The organism is Archangium sp. (assembly GCF_036388035.1).
Lineage (GTDB): Bacteria > Myxococcota > Myxococcia > Myxococcales > Myxococcaceae > Archangium.
In genome coordinates, this window is record NZ_DASVSO010000602.1 from 12,456 (window position 1) to 30,363 (window position 17,908).

Annotated in this window: 15 protein-coding genes and 2 pseudogenes; 6 read left to right on the forward strand and 11 right to left on the reverse strand. The window is 70.6% G+C overall.

The window, feature by feature from the left end:
- The first annotated feature begins 54 nt into the window (after positions 1–54).
- Positions 55–1,065, forward strand: coding sequence for a LamG domain-containing protein (locus VF697_RS24565; RefSeq protein ID WP_331098997.1), 1,011 nt, complete (start codon positions 55–57; stop codon positions 1,063–1,065).
- Between the two features lies 1 nt (position 1,066).
- On the opposite strand, the gene VF697_RS24570 is transcribed toward VF697_RS24565, so the two are convergent.
- The gene (locus VF697_RS24570; RefSeq protein ID WP_331098999.1) at positions 1,067–2,068 is read right to left on the reverse strand and encodes a glycoside hydrolase family 3 N-terminal domain-containing protein; all 1,002 of its coding nucleotides are present in this window, start codon (positions 2,066–2,068) and stop codon (positions 1,067–1,069) included.
- A 209-nt stretch (positions 2,069–2,277) separates the two neighbouring features.
- Complete coding sequence (locus VF697_RS24575) at positions 2,278–2,772, reverse strand: VOC family protein (RefSeq protein ID WP_331099000.1); 495 nt, start codon at positions 2,770–2,772, stop codon at positions 2,278–2,280.
- On the opposite strand from VF697_RS24575, the gene VF697_RS24580 reads away from it, so the two are divergent.
- The 3 genes from VF697_RS24580 (at position 2,771) to VF697_RS24590 (ending at position 7,027) form a co-directional block, all read left to right on the forward strand.
- Entirely contained in the window at positions 2,771–3,661 is an 891-nt protein-coding gene (locus VF697_RS24580; protein ID WP_331099002.1) for a DUF4231 domain-containing protein, read from the forward strand. The two genes, VF697_RS24575 and VF697_RS24580, sit on opposite strands and share 2 nt — an antisense overlap.
- A gap of 57 nt (positions 3,662–3,718) precedes the next feature.
- Complete coding sequence (locus VF697_RS24585; RefSeq protein WP_331099004.1) at positions 3,719–4,708, forward strand: hypothetical protein; 990 nt, start codon at positions 3,719–3,721, stop codon at positions 4,706–4,708.
- Positions 4,709–4,807: 99 nt separating this feature from the next.
- A complete protein-coding gene (locus tag VF697_RS24590) occupies positions 4,808–7,027 on the forward strand; it encodes an ATP-binding protein (RefSeq protein WP_331099006.1) in 2,220 nt (739 codons plus the stop codon).
- 7 nt (positions 7,028–7,034) lie between these two features.
- Here VF697_RS24590 and VF697_RS24595 read toward each other — a convergent pair whose 3' ends face one another.
- From VF697_RS24595 to VF697_RS24610, 4 genes are all read right to left on the reverse strand, one after another.
- Positions 7,035–7,238: a hypothetical protein gene (locus VF697_RS24595; protein WP_331099008.1), complete on the reverse strand. Its 204-nt coding sequence runs from the start codon at positions 7,236–7,238 to the stop codon at positions 7,035–7,037.
- Positions 7,239–7,246: 8 nt separating this feature from the next.
- Entirely contained in the window at positions 7,247–7,918 is a 672-nt protein-coding gene (locus VF697_RS24600; RefSeq protein WP_331099010.1) for a hypothetical protein, read from the reverse strand.
- Positions 7,918–10,176 carry a nitrate reductase gene (locus tag VF697_RS24605; RefSeq protein ID WP_331099012.1) on the reverse strand — a complete coding sequence of 753 codons (2,259 nt, stop codon included), beginning with the start codon at positions 10,174–10,176 and terminating at the stop codon, positions 7,918–7,920. Before VF697_RS24605 ends, VF697_RS24600 begins: the two co-directional genes overlap by 1 nt.
- A 145-nt stretch (positions 10,177–10,321) precedes the next feature.
- On the reverse strand, positions 10,322–11,536 hold the full coding sequence (locus tag VF697_RS24610; RefSeq protein ID WP_331099014.1) for an L-dopachrome tautomerase-related protein: 1,215 nt from the start codon (positions 11,534–11,536) through the stop codon (positions 10,322–10,324).
- A 174-nt stretch (positions 11,537–11,710) separates the two neighbouring features.
- On the opposite strand from VF697_RS24610, the pseudogene VF697_RS43565 reads away from it, so the two are divergent.
- Positions 11,711–11,851 (forward strand): annotated as a pseudogene (locus VF697_RS43565) (hypothetical protein); the annotation flags it as partial.
- Positions 11,852–11,874: 23 nt separating this feature from the next.
- Here VF697_RS43565 and VF697_RS24615 read toward each other — a convergent pair.
- Positions 11,875–12,144 carry a hypothetical protein gene (locus VF697_RS24615; protein ID WP_331099016.1) on the reverse strand — a complete coding sequence of 90 codons (270 nt, stop codon included), beginning with the start codon at positions 12,142–12,144 and terminating at the stop codon, positions 11,875–11,877.
- A gap of 67 nt (positions 12,145–12,211) precedes the next feature.
- On the opposite strand from VF697_RS24615, the gene VF697_RS24620 reads away from it, so the two are divergent.
- Positions 12,212–15,064 carry a protein kinase domain-containing protein gene (locus tag VF697_RS24620; protein WP_331099018.1) on the forward strand — a complete coding sequence of 951 codons (2,853 nt, stop codon included), beginning with the start codon at positions 12,212–12,214 and terminating at the stop codon, positions 15,062–15,064.
- 22 nt (positions 15,065–15,086) lie between these two features.
- Here VF697_RS24620 and VF697_RS24625 read toward each other — a convergent pair whose 3' ends face one another.
- The 4 genes and pseudogenes from VF697_RS24625 to VF697_RS24640 form a co-directional block, all read right to left on the reverse strand.
- Positions 15,087–15,545, reverse strand: coding sequence for a hypothetical protein (locus tag VF697_RS24625; protein ID WP_331099020.1), 459 nt, complete (start codon positions 15,543–15,545; stop codon positions 15,087–15,089).
- A 130-nt stretch (positions 15,546–15,675) separates the two neighbouring features.
- Complete coding sequence (locus VF697_RS24630) at positions 15,676–16,146, reverse strand: NUDIX hydrolase (protein ID WP_331099021.1); 471 nt, start codon at positions 16,144–16,146, stop codon at positions 15,676–15,678.
- On the reverse strand, positions 16,143–17,591 hold the full coding sequence (locus VF697_RS24635; RefSeq protein WP_331099023.1) for a DUF2380 domain-containing protein: 1,449 nt from the start codon (positions 17,589–17,591) through the stop codon (positions 16,143–16,145). The genes VF697_RS24630 and VF697_RS24635 overlap by 4 nt, the downstream gene beginning before the upstream one ends.
- Before the next feature lie 16 nt (positions 17,592–17,607).
- Positions 17,608–17,908 (reverse strand): annotated as a pseudogene (locus tag VF697_RS24640) (hypothetical protein); the annotation flags it as partial.

Below are 17,908 nucleotides of genomic sequence, written 5' to 3' on the forward strand. Positions count from 1 at the left end.
GCCCTGGTCAACCCAGTACGGGAAGTCTAGAATACCTGGAACAAGGAGATTTCCATGGGCATCCAGGACGCAGTGAGGGCAGTGGGTCTGGGGTTGTTGCTGGCCGCCAGCACGAGCGCATGGGCCGGCCCCCTCTGCAGCGGTGGCACGGTCATCTCGCACAGCACCGGGGGCTTCGTGGGCTGTATGTTCCCGAGCTGGGGGGCTGGCCCGGCCAGCATGTGCAACGGCGCCACCGTCCTGCCCACCGGAGGCGGCTGTTATGTCTGCATCGTGGAGCCCTATGCCACCCAGCTGATGAACGGCAATACGTCCGGGTTCACGCCGAACGACTTCTCCTGTTTGAAGTGCGCCAGGAAGCCCACGGGCAGCGTGGGCTGGTGGAGCTTCGACGAGGACTACGAGTTCGCGTACGACCTCTCGGCGGGCGTGAACTACAACGATCGCTGGGCCGCGACCTACAACGGGGGCTATCCCGCGCCGGGCAAGGTGCAGCGAAGCATCCAGCTCGATGGGGTGGATGACTACGTCGAGGTGGACAACCACGCCGCCCTGAACTTCGGCACCGGCCCCTTCTCCTTCGAGAGCTGGATCAAGGTCCCGAGCACGGCCAGCGCCGGCTCCTACGTGCTGTTGGACAAGCGGGTCTCCTCGCCCGCGTGGCGGGGCTACACGGTCGGGCTCTACAGCCAGAAGCTGCTGCTCCAGCTCGCCGACGGCTCCTATTACAACTACCTGTCCACGGGCACCGTGCCCACGGACGGCAACTGGCACCACGTGGCCGTCACCGTCAATCGCACCTCCACCACGGGCATCCAGTTCTACGTGGACGGCGTGGCGGCGGGCAGCGCCAACCCCACCGCGCGCACGGGCTCGCTGGACAACACCAGCGCGCTGCGCTTCGGCAGCCGCTCGCAGGGCGGCGTCTCCGGCCAGGTCCAGCTCGGCCTGGACGAGGCCTCCCTCTACAACCGGGTGCTCACCCCCACCGAGGTCCAGAGCATCTACAACGCCGGCCAGTACGGGGCCTGCAAGAACCACCTCCAGCCCAACCCCTGGTGGTGAGTCACAGCCCGTCCAGCAGGCCCATCCGGTCCTTCAGGCGCAGCACCCGGCGCACCGACGCGTCCAGGTGCTCGGCCAGCTTCGGGTCCGAGGCGGCCAGCTTCGTCAGGATGCCGAAGTAGTCCAGGCCCCCTGACCAGTCCGGCGGCTCGGTGGTGAGGATGAGGTCGTTGCCCGCCAGGAAGGCCCTCCGCACCACCTCCTCGCGCTCGGCGCCAATCTGCTCGGCGAGCGCGCGGATGGCCACGTCGTCCGTCACCGAAATCCACCCGCTCTCGTGCGCCATGGAGACGAGCGCGGGCTCGAGGATGGCGGGCCCCGGGCCGAGCTTCGCGTAGACGATGTTCGACATCATCACGCCGCCCAGGTAGCGGTCCGCGGCGCGGAACGCCGCCGCCTCCAGGCGCACGCGCGCCTCGTCCCAATCGGCGACGGCGTGCTCGTGGTCCGAGTCGGTGTCGAGGTCTCCATAGCCCGGGAAGTGCTTGCCGATGGAGACCACCCCCGCCTTCGCCAGCCCGCGCGCGAAGGCGGTGGCCTTGCGCTTCACCACCTCGGGGTCCCCCGAGAACGCGCGCCCGTTGCGGAACATGTGGCCCTGGGGGGACACGTCGAACACGGGCGCGAGGTTCATGTTGAGCCCCACCTCGCGCATCGCCTTGCCGACGCGCACGCCCCACGCTTCCACCTCGGCGTCCTCCAGCGTGGCCATGTCGCGCGCGAGCGGGAGGTCCTTGAGCGAGGGGTGCCGGTTGAGGCGGTTGAAGCTGCCTCCCTCGATGTCCACCGCGAAGAAGGGGGGGATGCGGGCGCGCTCGCGGGACGAGCGGATGCGCTCCTTGGCGGCGTCCAGCTTCTTGAGCGTCCCGCCCACGAACAGCACCCCGCCCACCTCCACGGGGTTCTCCTTGCCCACCTGCGGATAGGCGAGGAGCAGCTGGCCCACCTTCTCGCGCGGGGACAGGGATTGGAGGACGCGCTCCACGCGGGCCTCATCGGGCACGCGGGCGGCGAGGCTTCTCGGTGGCCTCGGTGGGGCCGCCACGGCGGAACCGGAGAGCACGAGCGACAGGACCAGGAGCGATGTACGGAGCACGCCTCGCATGAGGGGGGCAGTGTTCCACGGAGGTGCTCTGTCGACCCGAACTGATTCGGGGGGAGGCGATGGCTCGCCCGGCTGGCGGGTGGACTGGCGGACAGCGCCCGTAAGGCTCAGCCTCCGGTGAGCGCGTCGTAGCCGCGCCCCTGGAACTCGAGCAGGCAGAAGCCATTGCCGAAGGGGTCCGCGAGGTTGGCCATGCGTCCATACGGGCGCTGCTGGATGTCCCGGTCGAGCGTCGCGCCCGCGGCCTGGGCCCGCTGGACCACGGCCTCGATGTCGGTGACGGAGAAGTCCAGGTGCACGGGCGTCCAATGCCGGCGAAAGTCCCGCGTGGCGGTCGAGCCCGGGGAGGCCGGGCTTCCAGGGCGGGTGAGGAGCAGGTCGATAGGGGACGAGGCCCCGAGCAGCTCGGCCCAGTCAGGGCCCAGCCGGCGCCCGACCTTCAACCCGAGCACCTGCGTGTAGAAGGCAATGGCCTTGTCCAGGTCGTCGACATCGATGCAGGCGCGCAGTTCGATCATGCTCGTGGGCGTCTCCGGTCGCCGGGCAAGATAGTCCTTCCGTGAGGGCACTGTCGCCCGCTCGGGGGTAGAGTCCGGGGACATGGCGAGCTCCACGTCCCACAAGCCCACCGACAACCTGCAGGCCATGATGCTGCCCGACATCGGGCAGCCCGACCAGGACCAGGAGCTGCAACAGCTCTACGCCGCGCTGGTGGCGAAGACCCAAGAGGCCATCCGCTGGTACGACCGCCACAAGAGCAAGCACAAGCGCCGCGCCGTCCTCTTCCGGGGTGCGGCCGTCGCGCTCGCGGGGCTCGCCTCCATCGTCCCCATCGCCATCTCCATGTTCCCCAGCGCGTGGGAGCCCCAACGGTGGGTGCCCGTCGCCTCCATCCTCGCCGCGCTCAGCGCCGGGTGCGTCGCCTTCGACAGGCTCTTTGGCTTCTCCGCCAACTGGATGCGCTACCTCACCGCACTGCTCGAGCTTCAACATCAGCTCGAGCTGCTCCAGTTCGGCTGGTCCCGCCGAGCGCTCGAGACCCGGCTCTCCGGCGGCCTCAAGGGCGACAACCTCACCGCCAGCCTCAACCTGCTCCAGACGGCGCTCGCCTCCGTCAACCAGGCCCTCAAGACCGAGACGCTGGAGTGGGTCACCCACTTCGCCGGGGCCCTCCAGGAGTTCGAGAAGTCCGTCTCGGCGCAGCGCGTGGCCACCGCGACCTCGCCCGTCTTGTTGGCGGCCACCCAGGGGGCGCTCCGCGTGCAGGTCGTCGAGCTCGACGCCCTGGATGACCGCCGGTACGAGATTCAGCTCGGGGCCACCGCGACTCCCGAGCCGCACACCGGGGCCACCAAGGCCTTCGCCCACCTGGCGCCCGGGCAGCACCTGCTCCGCGTCACCGCGAAGCGTGGCGGCAAGCCTGTCTCCGTGGAGGACATCGTCACCATCAAGCCGGGCGAGACGGCCTCGGTCTCTGTCACGTTGGCGTAAACCGGGCAGAATGGCGCTCGCGCACGTCCACGCAGGACGTGGCTCTGGAGAGGTCAGATGAAGCAGTGGATGGGATGGATGCTGATGCTCGGGCTCGCGGCGTGTGACCCGGGTGGCCCCAACGGGAAGAAGGAGATCCTCTTCTTCGAGGCCAAGCGGTACGGGCCCCTGGCCGAGGGATTCTCGGAGACGCTGACCCTGCCCCGGCAGACCTCGCTCGGCGGCGGCGGCAAGAGCGTCACCCGGCGGGAGTCGTTCTCCTTCGACTTCGCGGACACCACCCTGGCGGTGTCCACCGCCCCGGGGCTCACCGTGGAGAAGACGTGGCTGGATGATGTGGGCCACCACATCACCTACCGCTGTGAGCCCGCCGAGAAGAGCCAGCGCGAGGTGCGTGTCCAGGTGCTGGGCCCCGAGGGCAAGGAGCGCTACGCGGACGCCTTCGACGTGCAGTGTGGGCGGCCCCTGGCACTGAAGGTGGAGGTGCGCAACTCGGAGATCGGGCCGCAGCCGCAGGGCCCCATGCGCAAGTTCATGCTGGGCGCGGACGTGATGGTTCTCGTGACGCTGCAGGGACGCACCGACATGAGCGACGCGTCGGAGCTCATCGGGGGGGTGGTGAGCCTCGTGGACCCGGAGGGGCTGGTGCGCCCGCGGCCCGTCCAGGCGGCGGACCCGAGCCGCCAGCTCCTCCTGGAGACCGCTCGCGCGGGCCGCTCGCCCCGCGTCTCGCTCGCCGGGCTGGAGAGCGTGATTCCGCTGGAGGTCGTCGAGGACAGCTCCTTCCAGCTCCAGATGAAGCCCTCGTACTCGCCCGCGACGGGGCAGGCTCCGGGACTCTGGACCATCCGGGCCGAGGCCCGTCACACGGATGGCTCGCTCGTGGAGGGGTTGTCGGACTGCGTGTTGGAGATCCGCCCGCTGTCCGGAGCGGTCATCACCGAGGAGCGCGGCGGGTGTTACACCCATGTGAAGGGGGACGTCGGTCCGGGCACCGCCTGTGTCCGGGCCCGCGGGAAGTCCGCCTGCGGAGAGTACACGCGGTAGGCGGGTGCACGCGGTGGACGCGCCCGCGTCTCCCCTTGTGGGTTATAGGGCCCGAGCGCATGCCGCTCGGCCCCGGGCCCGGATGGCAGTCCTCTCCCCATGAAGCACTCCCGCTCCCCTCGCTCCTCACTCGCCCGCGCGACGCTGCTCAAGCTGGGCTCGCGCATCGCGGTGGTCATCGCCCTGGCCATCCTCGGCAGCTATCTCCACATCCTGAGCACCCTGCGTCACCAGAGCCGCTTGCAGCTCGCCGAGTATGTCTCCGAGCGCAGCCATGGGGAGCAGGCCCTCTTCGTGCTGGCGGAGGACAATCACGTCGTCGTCAAGAAGGCCTTGGAGAAGAGGCTCCTGGCCTCGCGCCAGGAAGACCCCGGCGCCCGCTTCGACAGCCTCTTCGTGCGGCTGCCTGACGGGACGGTTCGCAACCGGCTCGAGCACTTCGACGGCACGAGCATGCCGTGCCTCTTCGTGCCCCGAGGGGTGCCCCTCGATGACGAGCTCCGCCGCCGGATCCTGGCCGCGCATGACGTGCTCGCCCAGCTCGGGCCCGCCTTCCATACCCGCTTCACGGATACCTTCATCACCCTGCCGGAAGGGGCGCACCTGTCCTATTGGCCCGAGCGCTCCACCTATTGTCAGGACGCCAGGCCCACCGACTCGCTCCTGACCCAGGAGTTCTTTCCCCTCACCCACCCCGAGAACAACCCCCAGCGGCGGACCGTCTGGTCCGGCATCTACCTGGAGCCGATCAGCAGGACCTGGATGACCACGGTCTCCACTCCGTTGGACAGGGAGGGCCGCCATGTCGCGACGATCGGCCACGATGTCATCCTCGAGGAGCTGATCGCGCGGACCCTCAGCGAGAACCTGCCGGGCGCGTACAACATGCTCGTCCGTGACGATGGGCAGGTCATCGCCCATCCCGCCATGAAGATGGGACAGGCCCGCGACCCCTACAACATCCTGAGCGCCCCCGCGCAGCCGGAGGCGAGTGGCCCCGTGATCGGCTCGAAGCAGGAAGAGGCGTTGCTGCGGGACATCTTCGAGCAGGTGAGGAATCGCCCGCCCGGCACGCACGTGCAGGAGCTCCCGGAGCACGGCCACTACATCGCCACGGCGCGGCTTCAGGGCCCCGGTTGGAACTTCATCACGGTGCTGCCCGAGAGCGTGGTGTCCCAGCCCGCCTTCCTGGCGGCACGCTACACCCTCGCGCTCGGCGTGCTGGTGCTGCTCCTGGAGATGGGCATCATGTACTGGGTGCTCAAGATGTTCACCCGCCCGCTGCTGAGCCTCGCCGAGGCCAGTCGCCGGGTGGCCACCGGGGACTTCAGCGTCGAGCTGGACACCTCGCGCCAGGACGAGCTGGGGCAGACGGCGAGTGCCTTCCAGCACATGGCCCGCGAGGTCCAGCGGCGCGAGGAGGAGCTGCGGCGGGCCAACGAGGGGCTGGAGCAGCGAGGCCGGGAGCTGAAGGAAGTCCACCAGCAGCTCGTCCTGGCGGCGAGGCAGGCGGGCATGGCGGAGGTCGCCACCAACGTGCTGCACAACGTGGGCAACGTGCTCAACAGCGTCTACACCTCGGCGCAGCTGGCCCGGGAGCGAATGCAGGGGCTGCGGCTGGAGCACCTGAACCGGCTGGCGGACATGCTCGATGCGAACCATGCCGACCTGGCGCGCTTCCTCACCCAGGATGAGCAGGGGCGGCACGTGAGGCCCTTCCTTCGCAAGCTGGGGGAGAACCTGATGGAGGAGCGCCAGGGCATCCTCTCGTTGCTCGATGACGTGGGCCGGTACACCGAGCACATCGACGACATCGTCAAGCTGCAGCAGAGCTATGCCCGGCTGCCCCGGCTGCGGGAGCCCCTCCGGCTGAGCGAGCTGGTGGAGGACGCCCTGCGCATCAACGCGGCCAGGCTGGGCGGCCAGCAGGTGAAGGTGGAGCGACAGCTGGCTCCGCTGCCACCGGTGCTGGCCGACAAGCACAAGGTGCTGATGATCCTGATCAACCTGATCAGCAATGCCAGACATGCCCTGGACGCCGCGTCCGTGGAAGAGCGGCGCCTGACCGTGAAGGTGGACCAGGTGGCCCCCGATCGCATCCGCATCGAGGTGAGCGACAACGGGATTGGCATCGCGCCGGAGCTGCTCACCCGCATCTTCCAGTATGGCTTCACCACGCGAACGGAGGGGCATGGCTTCGGCCTGCACTCGTGCGCCCTGGCGGCCCAGGAGATGGGCGGCTCGCTGATGGCCCACAGCGAGGGGCCGGGGCGGGGCGCCACGTTCACGCTGGAGCTGCCCTACGAGCCAGCCCCGTGACGGTCGGCTACAGCGCGCCGCCGCGGCGCAGGTCTCGCACCACGGCGACCACGTAGAGCCCGATGGAGACCGTGAGCAGCAGGCTGCCCAGCATGAAGAGCCCCACGAAGCTGGCACGGATGGAGAAGAGGATGGGCAGCAGCAGCAGCAGGCCCACCAGCGTGAGGAGCACGGCGGCGCGGATGAGCTTGTCGGCGGAGGGCGCTTGCATGGCGGGCCTCACGGGTGGGCAGCGGCGCGGGTGGGGGCTCGGGTCGGCCGGGCCGGGTGCGGCAGTCCGTGGCAGGTGAAGCAGTTCATCTCGTCGGCCGAGAGCTGTGCCCGCAGCGCCCGGTGGCTCTCCACCGCGGTGAAGGTGGGCGAGGTGGCGTGACAGGACAGGCAGTTGGCGTTGGGGTAGGTGCCCTTGTACGTGATGGGCTCCTTCCAGGTGTCCGTCACGTACAGCAGCCAGTGGCGGAAGCCGTCGCGCTTGGACTCCACCGTGCCGAAGATGCCGTAGCCCGTGTGGCACGCGTAGCACTGCTTGGTGGGGATGGCCCCCGAGCGGTAGTGCCTCGCCGCCAGGGAGGCGCTCTTCGCGTCGTGCATGTCCGCCACGAAGGGGTCCATCACATGGCAGGACTGGCAGGCCTCCACCGACTTCATCGACTCGAACATGTGCCCGGTGGTGCCCAGCAGCGCCATGCCCGGCAGGACGAAGAGGCCCAGCAGCAGCGTCCACCGGTACGTGGAGCGCGCCAGCCTCGACTTGAGGACGAACTCCACCAGCACCAACCCCACCAGCGCCGCGCAGATGGCGCACAGTGCGACGACCTCCAGCGTGCCGCCCAGCGTGGCACCGTGCGGGGGCTCGGGCGCGACCATGGCCAGGACCGTCCAGGCGCTCATCACGTGCCCTCCTTCACGCGCTCCACTCGCACCGCCGCCATCTTGTACTCGGGCTGCGAGGAGATGGGGTCCACGTAGTCGCTCGTCGCCGCGTTCACCAGGCGCTCCATCGAGTGCATGAGCGCGAACACCACTCCCGGCCGCACCCGCATGCTGGGCTTCGCATACAGCCGCACCGAGCCTCGCGTGCTCGTCACCTGCACCAGGTCTCCCTCCTTCACGCCCATCACCGTCGCGTCCCCCGGGTGGATTTCGAGGTAGTCCATGGGCACGCCCTTCAGCTGGGGAATCCTCCCGGTGAGGGTGGCCGTGTGCCAGTGCTCCAGCCGGCGCCCGGTGGTGAGGATCATCGGGTAGTCGCCCGAGAGGTTTTCGCGGAAGGGGCCCTGCTCGGAGAGGTAGATGACGGCCCGCCCATCCGGCCGGGCGTAGAAGTCGATGCGCCCCTCCTTCTTCGCCAGCGGGTCCAGCCCCGGCACGTAGCGGTGGCAGGTGCCCGGGTGGTCCTCCGTGGGGCACGGCCACACGAGTCCCGGCACCGAGCGCAGCCGCGCGTACGTCATGCCGCTGAAGTCGTAGGTGCTGCCGGCCGAAATCCTCCGCCACTCGTCCCAGACGGCCTCGGGCGTGCGGGCCTTCAGCAACTCGCCGTGCCCGAGCCGCTCGCCGAAGGCCACGAGGATGTCCAGGTCCGAGCGCGCCTCGCCCGGTGGCTCCACCAGCTTCTCCACGAGATGGTAGCGGCGCTCGGACTGCGAGAAGACGCCCTCCTTCTCCGCCCACATGGCCGCCGGCAGGAAGACGTCCGCCAGTTGTGCCGTGTCGGTGGGGAAGATGGAGTCGCAGACGACGAGGAAGGCCTTCTCCATGCCCGCGCGGTAGCGGTCCGCGTTGGGCAGCGAGCGCGCCGGGTTGGTGGCCATCACCAGCGCCGCGCGCACCTTGCCCTCGCGCATGGCCTCGAACATGGGCACCGCGGACAGGCCCGGGTTGGGCGAGATGCGGCCCTCGGGCAGGCCCCACAGCTTCTCCATCTCGTGTCGGTCCTTCTCCTTGGACACGAGCCTTCCGGCCGGCAGCGCGTGCGCCAGCGTGCCCGTGTCGCGCACCCCACCGCCCGCGTTGGGCTGCCCCGTCATGGAGAAGGGCGAGGCCCCGGGGCGTCCAATCTGTCCGGTGAGCAGGTGCAGCGCCATCACCATCCGGTTGGCCGCCACCCCGTGCGTCTGCTGGTTGAGCCCCATCGTCCAGAAGCTCGTCGCCGCCTGGGTGATGCCGAAGAGGCGCGCGGCCTCGCGGATCTCCGCCGAGGACAGGCCGCACAGGTCCGCCACCTTCTCCGGCGCGTAGTCCTCGAGGAATTTCTGGAAGTCCTCCAGCGTGAGCGGTGGGGAGTCCGCCGCGCCCTTGCGGAAGGTGAGGAAGCTGTCGATGAAGGCGCGGTCCACGAGCCCCGTGCGCAGCAGCTCGTAGACCATGGCGTTGAGCAGCGCCACGTCCGTGCCCGGCCGGAGCTGCAGGTGCAGCGTGGCGTCTCGCGCGGTGGGCGTGCGCCTCGGGTCCACCACGATGACCTGTGTCTGGGGATGGGTGCGGATGCGGTCTCGCACCCGCTCCCAGACGACCGGGTGGCACTCGGCCATGTTGGCGCCGATGACGAAGAAGAGCGTGGCGTGCTCGATGTCGTCGTAGCAGCCCGAGGGCTCGTCCGCGCCGAACACCGACTTGTACCCGAACGCCGCCGAGGCCATGCACAGGCGCGGGTTGCCATCCACGTTGTTCGTCCCGATGCCGCCCTTGAACAACTTGTTGGCGGTATAGCTCTCCTGCGTGAAGAGCTGCCCCGAGCCGTAGTAGGCCACCGCGTCCGGCCCGCCCTGGGCGATGGCCTCCCGGAAGCCGGCGGCCGCCGCGTCGAGCGCCTCGTCCCAGGTGGCGCGCACCAGCTGCCCGTTCTTGCGCACCATCGGGTACTGCGCCCGGTCCGAGACGTAGAGGATTTCCCGGTTGAGCAGCCCCTTGATGCACAGCCGGCCCCGGTTCCACCCTTCCTGGAGGCCCTCGACCTTCACCACCTTCCCGTCGCGCAGCCCCACCCGCGTCTCGCAGCCCGAGCCGCAGAAGCGGCACACGCTCTTGTGCCAGGAGTCGACCGGGAGGGCCTCCTCCCGCGTCCAGCCGATGCACCCGGGGCCCATCAGCCCCGTGGCCGCCGCCGCGCTGATGTAGTGGAGGAGCTCGCGCCTCGTCAGGTTCATGGTGTCCCTCCAGAGAAGGCCCGGCATCACAGCCCAGGCCCGGAGGCACCGCGCGGTGCTCGTGTGGCGGACGTGGCGCGGCTGTCCGCTCAGTGACGGCCCTGGCCCCGGTGCTCACCCTGGATGCTGACGGGTGAACGGTGGGTCAGCGGCCCACGGCGCTCGGGGCCAGCGGCTTGAAGCGCACCAGCAGGAACGGCGGCTGCACGGTGGGGTTGCCCTGGTTGAGCACCCCGTGCCGGTGCAGCTGGTTCACCGTCACGTAGAAGTACCCGTCCGGCCCGTAGCTCAGCCCGTCCGGCCAGCGCAGCAGCTCGTCCTGCACGAGGAGTTCGTAGTTGTCATCCGGCCGCGTCACGCCGATGGCGCCCGCCCCCAGGTCCGTGACGTAGAGGTTCTCCGCCGAGTCGATGCTCATGCCATCGCTCACCACCTTGGGCCCGGCCGCCTTCACCTTCTTGCCCAGCTCCTCGGGGGACAGCTTCGGGTCCAGCACGTCGTCCATCCGCACGCGCCACACCATGCGCCCGCTCATCGAGCCGAAGTAGAGCCACTCGCCCTTCGGGTCGAGCGCGATGGGGTTGAGGCCCAGCCTCGGCTCCACCTGCTTGCCCTGCTTGTCGGCCACGGTGATGGGGCGGCCCTCGACCACCATGGAGACGTCCTCGGGTTGGAGGGAGGGGTGGTTCTGGAGCACGCGCCGGCCCTGGCCCGTCTTCAGGTCCACCACCACGAGCGCGGGCATGTTCTCGCCCACCAGGTCACCCCGGCCCATGTCCGCGAGCACCGCCACGCCCCGGTCCGGGTCCACCACCAGGTCCTGCAGGAAGGAGTTGGGCGCCGCCACCGGCGGGGGCAGGGGAATCGTCGTCACCGGCTTCTCGCCCCGCGTGTCCCAGCCCACCAGCTTCGCGCCCGCGCCGCCGCCCTGGCCGTTGTCGAGGATCCACAGCACCCCGTTCTTGTCCGACTCGATGCCAATCACCGTGCGCAGGCCGATGCCGTCCGGCCCGGGGGCTCGGGCCCACGGCTCGGTGGGGTAGGGGCGCGTGGCGCCGCCCGGCAGCAACTCCACCACCGCGTAGGGGGGAGCGCCGAAGGGGTGCTGGCTCAGGAAGATGCGTCCCTCGGGGGTGAGGGCGGGGTTGCCTGGCGGCTTGTCCAGGCGCGCCACCACCTCCAGCCCGGACGGGCGCTTCTCCAGCGCGGGGAAGCGCTCCTGCATGGCCGCCTGAATTTCCTGGGGGACCATTCGGGTAGAGGACTCCGTGCCGGGCGCCGTTTTGACTCCCGTGGCGCAGCCCGTGGCGAGGAGGCCCAGGAGCAGCAACGCCCGGGACATGCATGACCGATTCGACATGGCTCGAACCTCCGTAGGGGTGTGGGAGCGCATCTTGCGCGCGCTCGGCTCCCTGTCAGCCCTCCCGTGCTTCGAGCGCCTGGCCCTGTTCATTAGAAGCGCGGAGGGGGCTCTCCCGTGGAAAGTCAAGGCCGGGCGGCGGCCCCCCGGCCTGTGGGATGATGCCGGAGCCCGATGCCGCCCCCGCCGCCCCGTCCCCCTCCCGCGGAACCTGCCTCTCCGGTGTGTCTGAAGCCGCAAGAGGTCGCCCTCTTCCTCCAAGGTCAGCTCCCGCCCGAGCGGAGGCAGCGCGTGGAGGCGCATCTCCCCGCATGCCCGCGCTGCCAGGCGCTGCTCGCTCAGGCGGGCGCGGGTGTTCCAGCTCCAGCGGCACCTCGCTCGGCCTCGTCGGCGTCGGTGCCCCGGTCCGCTTCCTCGGCGTCGGTGCCTCGCTCGGCCTCGTCGGCGCAGGTTCCCCGGTCCGCTTCCTCGGCATCGGTGCCCCGGTCCGCTTCCTCGGCGTCGGTGCCCCGAGGTGCCCCGTCGGCCCCCGCACGGCCCGCTCCTGCGGCGCCTTCGCGGCCCCCTCCACCGCCTCCTCCAGAGGAGCCGCCTCCCGCGCCGCCCACGGTGGTCGCGTCCTCCTCCGCCTCCGCGCCCGCCTCCTCCAGTCAGTCCCGGAGCTCGCTCCACCACGTGCAGCACATCCGCGTGCGCCCGGAAGGCAGTGCCTCGTCCGAGGACGCGACGCGCCCGAGCGGCCCGGGGGCCTCCTCCCGCCGCGACTCCCGCGCACCCCCCCGGAGCTTCGAGCCCGGCAGCCACGTGGGCCGCTACGTCATCGAGCGCGTGCTGGGCGAGGGCGGCATGGGCGCCGTCTACCTGGCGCGGGACCCCGAGCTCAATCGCCGGGTGGCCATCAAGCTGCTGCACGCCTCGATGTCCTCCCACCCGGAGCACAAGGCCCGCTTCCTGCGCGAGGCGCAGGCCATGGCGCGCGTCTCGCACCCCAACGTGGTGGCCGTCCACGACATCGTCAACCTGGACGAGCAGCTCTTCGTGGCGATGGAGTACGTGGAGGGCACCACGCTGCGCGAGTGGATGAAGTCCCCGCGCTCCACGCGTCAAATCGTCGAGATGTTCCGCCAGGCCGGAGCGGGGCTGGCCGCCGCGCACGCCGCGGGCCTCATCCACCGCGACTTCAAGCCGGGCAACGTCCTCATCGGCGTGGACGGCGCGGTGCAGGTGTCGGACTTCGGGCTGGCGCGCTCGGCGGACGGCGCCTCCGAGCCCTCCAAGGGCGAGGACGCGCCGCTGTCCGAGGGGCTGCTCGGCGAGGAGCTCACCCAGGCGGGGCTGGTGATGGGCACGCCCGGGTACATGTCGCCCGAGCAGATGGTGCTCAAACCCATCGACGGGCGCAGTGACCAGTTCAGCTTCTGCGCGGCGCTCTACGAGGCCCTCTACGGCCGGCGGCCCTTCCCGGGCAAGACGCTCGAGGAGCTGATGCAGGCCATCCGGGAGCGGCGCTACCAGGAGCCGCGCACCCGCACGCGCGTGCCGGCGTGGTTGCGCGAGGTGGTGCTGCGCGGGTTGAGCCTCTCGCCCGCGGACCGCTACCCCAGCATGGAGACGCTCCTCCAGGCGCTCGCGAAGGATCCGGAGCAGGACGTCGCCAACGAGCGCGTCCGGCTGCGGCAGCGGCTGAAGCGCGGCGTGCTGCTGGGCGCGCTGGCCACGGCGCTGGTGATGGCCCTCGCCCCCACGCGCGCCTGGCGCGGCTTCGAGGAGCGCGCGCAGGGCCTGATGCTGACGGCCCGCCCACGCCCGTGGAACCCCGAGGTGGTGCTCCTCGGCATCGACCAGGCGAGCATCAACAAGGTGGGCTGGCCCCAGCCGCGCCACGTGCAGGCGAGGATGTTGGAGGCGCTCTCGCGGGCCGGGGTGAAGGCGGTGGGCATCGACTCGTTCCTCTACCTGCCGGCGCGCGATGGCCCCGAGGCGGACGCGGCCCTGGGCAAGGCCATCACCGACTTGGGCCGGGTGGTACTGGCGACGCCCTGCACGGCGGACCCCGAGGTGGACGTGGCGAAGCTGCACGCGCAGCTCGTGCCCTCCTCCCTGCCCCCCGGTGCCACGGCCGTGTCTCCCTGCCCGCGCGTCCTCATGCCCCAGGAGGTGCTGCGGCACGGCTCGGTGGCGGCCCAGGTGGAGATCGCCCGCTCGGCCTCGGGCAACGTGCGCGGGGCGTACCTGCTGATGGACACGGCGGGGCGGCGGCTGCCCACCTTCGCGCTCTCCCTCTTCATGCGCGGCCAGGGGCTGCCCATCTCCGCCATCCTCCAGGAGCCCGGGGGCGTGCGGCTGGGTGACTTGTTCGTCCCCATGGACGCGCAGGGCGCCACCCTGGCCAGCTTCCGGCTGCCGGGAGAGACGGACGTGCTCTCCTATGGCGCGCTGTACGAGGAGCTGGAGAAGGCCGGCAGCTCCACCTTCCCGCCCGAGCTGGCCGAGCACCTCAAGGGCAAGTACGTGCTGGTGGGGCAGACGGCGGAGAGCATCCGGGACCTGGGGCCCTTCGCCAACGGCATGACGCTGCCGCTCGTGCTGCTGCACGCCTCGGTGCTGAGCGACCTGCTGGAGGGGCACCCGGTGCGCGAGGCGCCCATGGCGGTGCAACTGCTGCTCATCGCCCTGTGCGGGGTGCTGCTGACGGCGGCGGCGCTGGTGCTGCGCCCGGCGCTGACGTTCGCCTCGGTGCTGGTGGTGCTGCTGGGCGTGCTGGGCGCGAGCCTGCTGCTGGCGCAGGGCGGGGTGGTGCTGGGGCCGCTGGGGCCCATGGCGGCCTCGGTGCTGGCCTTCGGCCTGGTGCTGGCGGGACGCATCTCGGCCGAGGAGCGCTCGCGCTCGCGGGTGCGCGGGGCCTTCGATGGCTACGTGGACGAGGCCGAGCTGGGCCGGCTGCTGGCGGCCTCGGACAGCGCGCTGCCCCTGGAGGGCTCGCGCAAGCGCGTGTCGGTGCTGTTCGCGCGGGTGCAGGGGGCCTCGGGCGCCCTGGAGTGGCTGCCTCCCGAGGAGGTGGTGCGTGAGCTGCGCGAGGTCTTCCAGGTGATGGCCGGCGAGGTGCTCGCGCGCAAGGGCCGCGTGGACTCGCTGCACGGTGGCGGGCTGCTGGCGGTGTTTGGAGATCCTCGGGCGGTGGCGGACCCCGCGCAGCGGGCGGTGGAGACGGCGGTGGCGCTGCAGTCCCGGCTGGCGAAGCGGGGAGACTCGGGCGTGCCGCTGGAGGTGCGCGTGGGCGTGGCCACCGGCGAGGCGCTGGTGGGCGACGTGGGGCTGGAGGGGGGCCGGCTGGAGTACGCGGTGCTGGGCTCGCCGGTGGAGGAGGCGCGGCAACTGGCGGAGCGGGCGCCGCGCGGCGGGGTGCTCGTCACGGCGGACACGCAGGAGGTGTGCGGCGAGCACTTCGACTTCGTCCCCACCGCCGGCTCCGAGCCGGGTCCGCTCGCCTTCGTGGTGGGGCGGCAGCCCGGGGAAGAGGCCGCCTGAGACGTCCGGGGGCCGCTAGCGCCTACGGGTAGGAGCCGATCTCATCGCGGTTGCTTGGATTGGTCGAGTTCGAGGTCCCTCCGGGGATGCCTCCGGTCCAATTCCCACCGCCTTGATTATTGGAGGGGCCACCGAGGTCATCCGCCGGCGCGGGGGAGTTGGACGTGCCCCCCGAGTTGCCGCCACCCGGGCGATTCATGACGCCACCCGAGTTGAAGCCGTCGCCCCCTCCGCCCTTCAGGCTCCACTTCGTCAGGCTGGAGGTCTTCTTGGTGCTGGCGCCCGTCTGCACGTCCGTCTCGCCGGCCACTGCATCCGCGCCCGACGAGAACAGGGAGCGCAGGTTGTTGCCGAAGAGCCCCACCACGCCGATGGTCCCGACGGCGATCAGGAACACGATGATGGCGTACTCGGTGAGGCTTTGGCCCACCGGGTGGCGCGGGGGACGCCGCCGACGGAGCTGGACGGAGAGTGGAGGCACGAAAGACAGTTTAAACGGAAATTGCCGCTAACGCCAGTGTTCACTCCCCCACGGGCCGTGAAGCCCGGCCTGAGCGTTCAGAAGTGCGCGGAGGTAGGCGCCCCCGGCACCATCCTCCAGGGGGTGAAATTCAGACGTCCTCGTCAGGTAGGAGCGTGAGGAGCAGCTCGTCGTCGGGGCCAAGCGGGCGCCAGCCGGGTGGAGGCGGCGCGGCGAGGAGCGCATCGCCGATCTGGTCGACGCGCTTCTCATGCGTTTCTGGGGTGTAGGTACTCCAACGGGCGAGTGCCTGCGCGACCTCGAAGCGGTTCGCGTCGTCCAGCACGGCCGGCCAACCGTTCGGAAGATACTGGGACAGCTCGCGCACGAGCTGGCTTCGCACCAACCGTGTGAGCTGATGGCTTCGCTCCGCTTCGGCCACCAATCCGCTGAACACCTGCACCGCATTGACGTCGTCCTCGCCAAGCTCTTTGGCCAGCTCCACCAGCGAGGCGGTGGGGCGGGCTTCGGCGAAGGCGGTGAGCGAACCGTAACCCCGCTCGCGCACCCGCTCATACAGGCGGACCTTCCAGTTTCCCTCCCAGGAATGTCCGTCAGTCATTTTCCCCTCCAGGGGGTGAAGTTCACCGGGAGGTCGTACTCCTTCATGTACCCCGCGACGACCTTCAGAATCTCGTCTGGCGTCAACATCCTGCCTGCCCTGGTCTCGGCTTTTTGCAACGCCTTCATGAGCATCTGGTTCCATTCGCCGGGCCACATGCGGCCCAGGCGCCAATTGCCATCGCCATGGATTGCTTCGTGGCTGGCCCGCTCCATTCTGACGCAGAACTGGTCGATGCTCATTTCCCCCGTGAAGCCGCGCTTCTCGAACCACTCGCGGAACTCTCGCGGCAGGACGTGGTGCTGCGGTGGCTCGGCCATGCCGGCCCCCGCTCTGCCCGTCACTCGCATGCCCCGCACCTCGGGTCCGTCGCCAAGCGCGTCTCGCACGCCCTGCGGCAGCCCGTCATGCGACTGAGACATCAGCACCTGGCCGGCGTGAATCCGTACGGCGGCGCTGACGACGGGAAGGGCGATGACGCCCGCCTGCACGAGCCGGCGCATCATCTCCACCCACTCCGCGGAGACGACAACCCGCGTGCCCATCATCACGCCGTTGGAGCCCGCCATGAGCCCCACGCCGAGCGTGGTGGGAGCAGCTGGCGGTAGCAGTCGGGGCAGTGCCATCTTCATCGCCGAGGCCGTGGTGAGCATCTCGATGAGTTCCTTCACCCCCAGCATCTTCTCGGACCGCTCCGCCGCCACGCGCACGGCCTCACGGGTCGTGGCGAACTCGCGGGTGAGGTGGCCGATGAGCGCGGGCAGGTCCGTGGCCGCCGCCTCCATCTGCCCTGGCTCCAGTGAGGCGAGCGCCGTCATGGCGGGCGCGAGCCTCCTCTGCAAGCGCTCCATGTCCACGAGCAGCCGCTCCACGCTGTAGGAGGGGCACTTGCCGAGCACGACGTCGGCGAGGTTGAGGAAGTCCAGCCATGCGGCCAGGAGGAGGGAGCCGAGCATGGCGGCCTCGAGCCGTGGGCCGGCGAGGCGCAGGAGCGCCAGCTGCATGTCCGGGTCATCCACCTCCGAGGCGGTGTTGGACAACCGGGTGGCAGCGGCGAGCTCGGCGTCAATCCATCGCAGTTGCTGGACGCCATGGTCCACGAGGGGGACAAACAGGTCGGCGTAGCGGCCGGCGATGCCGGCCCTGCTGTCCTTGAGCCTGGAGAGTTCGCCGGAGATGCGGCGGGTGGAGCCGGACACGTCGCCAACGGCCCCGAGAAACGCCAGATGGGCCGCGAGGGTTCTCCGCCGCGGTGGGGCGGCGAAGGCGCGCGGAGGCTCCATGCTCGGCCCTTCGACCAACGCGGGCGCGGCGGCCTCGCGCGGCGCGTAGCTCAGGCTCCTGCCCAAGCCGGGCGGTGGCGTCAGCGACGTGCAGCCGGTGGTCAGCAGGACGGCGGCCAGCAGCAGGCCCGCCCACCGGGCCCGCGGCGAGTCAGCACGCATTGTCCACCGCCACGCCTCACTCCGCCTGCACGGCGGCGGGCTCCGGCTTGCGCTGCGCGGGAGGGTGGGAGTCCGGCAGGAGCCCGGCGTTATCGGGCACGGGGCTCCCATCCGGGGCACGGCGGAGCGCGGAGGGGGCGGGGGCCTCTGGCTCCTGTTTCCCCTCGGGGCCCTGGGCCTTGGCGAGCGCCTCGCGCGCCGGGGCCGACTGGGGGTGCAGGGCCACCGCGCGCTCCAGCCAGCGGAGCTGCTCCGCGTGCTTTCCGCGCTTGCCGAACAGGGCGGCGACTCGCAGCATCTCCTCCACGTAGTCCGGG

Bases quoted from the DNA above. Each gene is read 5' to 3' on its own strand.
- VF697_RS24565 (WP_331098997.1), top strand. From the start codon at position 55: ATGGGCATCCAGGACGCAGTGAGGGCAGTGGGTCTGGGGTTGTTGCTG.
- VF697_RS24580 (WP_331099002.1), top strand. From the start codon at position 2,771: ATGGCGAGCTCCACGTCCCACAAGCCCACCGACAACCTGCAGGCCATG.
- VF697_RS24575 (WP_331099000.1), bottom strand. From the start codon at position 2,772: ATGTCCCCGGACTCTACCCCCGAGCGGGCGACAGTGCCCTCACGGAAG.
- VF697_RS24585 (WP_331099004.1), top strand. From the start codon at position 3,719: ATGAAGCAGTGGATGGGATGGATGCTGATGCTCGGGCTCGCGGCGTGT.
- VF697_RS24590 (WP_331099006.1), top strand. From the start codon at position 4,808: ATGAAGCACTCCCGCTCCCCTCGCTCCTCACTCGCCCGCGCGACGCTG.
- VF697_RS24595 (WP_331099008.1), bottom strand. From the start codon at position 7,238: ATGCAAGCGCCCTCCGCCGACAAGCTCATCCGCGCCGCCGTGCTCCTC.
- VF697_RS24600 (WP_331099010.1), bottom strand. From the start codon at position 7,918: ATGAGCGCCTGGACGGTCCTGGCCATGGTCGCGCCCGAGCCCCCGCAC.
- VF697_RS24605 (WP_331099012.1), bottom strand. From the start codon at position 10,176: ATGAACCTGACGAGGCGCGAGCTCCTCCACTACATCAGCGCGGCGGCG.
- VF697_RS24610 (WP_331099014.1), bottom strand. From the start codon at position 11,536: ATGTCGAATCGGTCATGCATGTCCCGGGCGTTGCTGCTCCTGGGCCTC.
- VF697_RS24630 (WP_331099021.1), bottom strand. From the start codon at position 16,146: ATGACTGACGGACATTCCTGGGAGGGAAACTGGAAGGTCCGCCTGTAT.
- VF697_RS24635 (WP_331099023.1), bottom strand. From the start codon at position 17,591: ATGCGTGCTGACTCGCCGCGGGCCCGGTGGGCGGGCCTGCTGCTGGCC.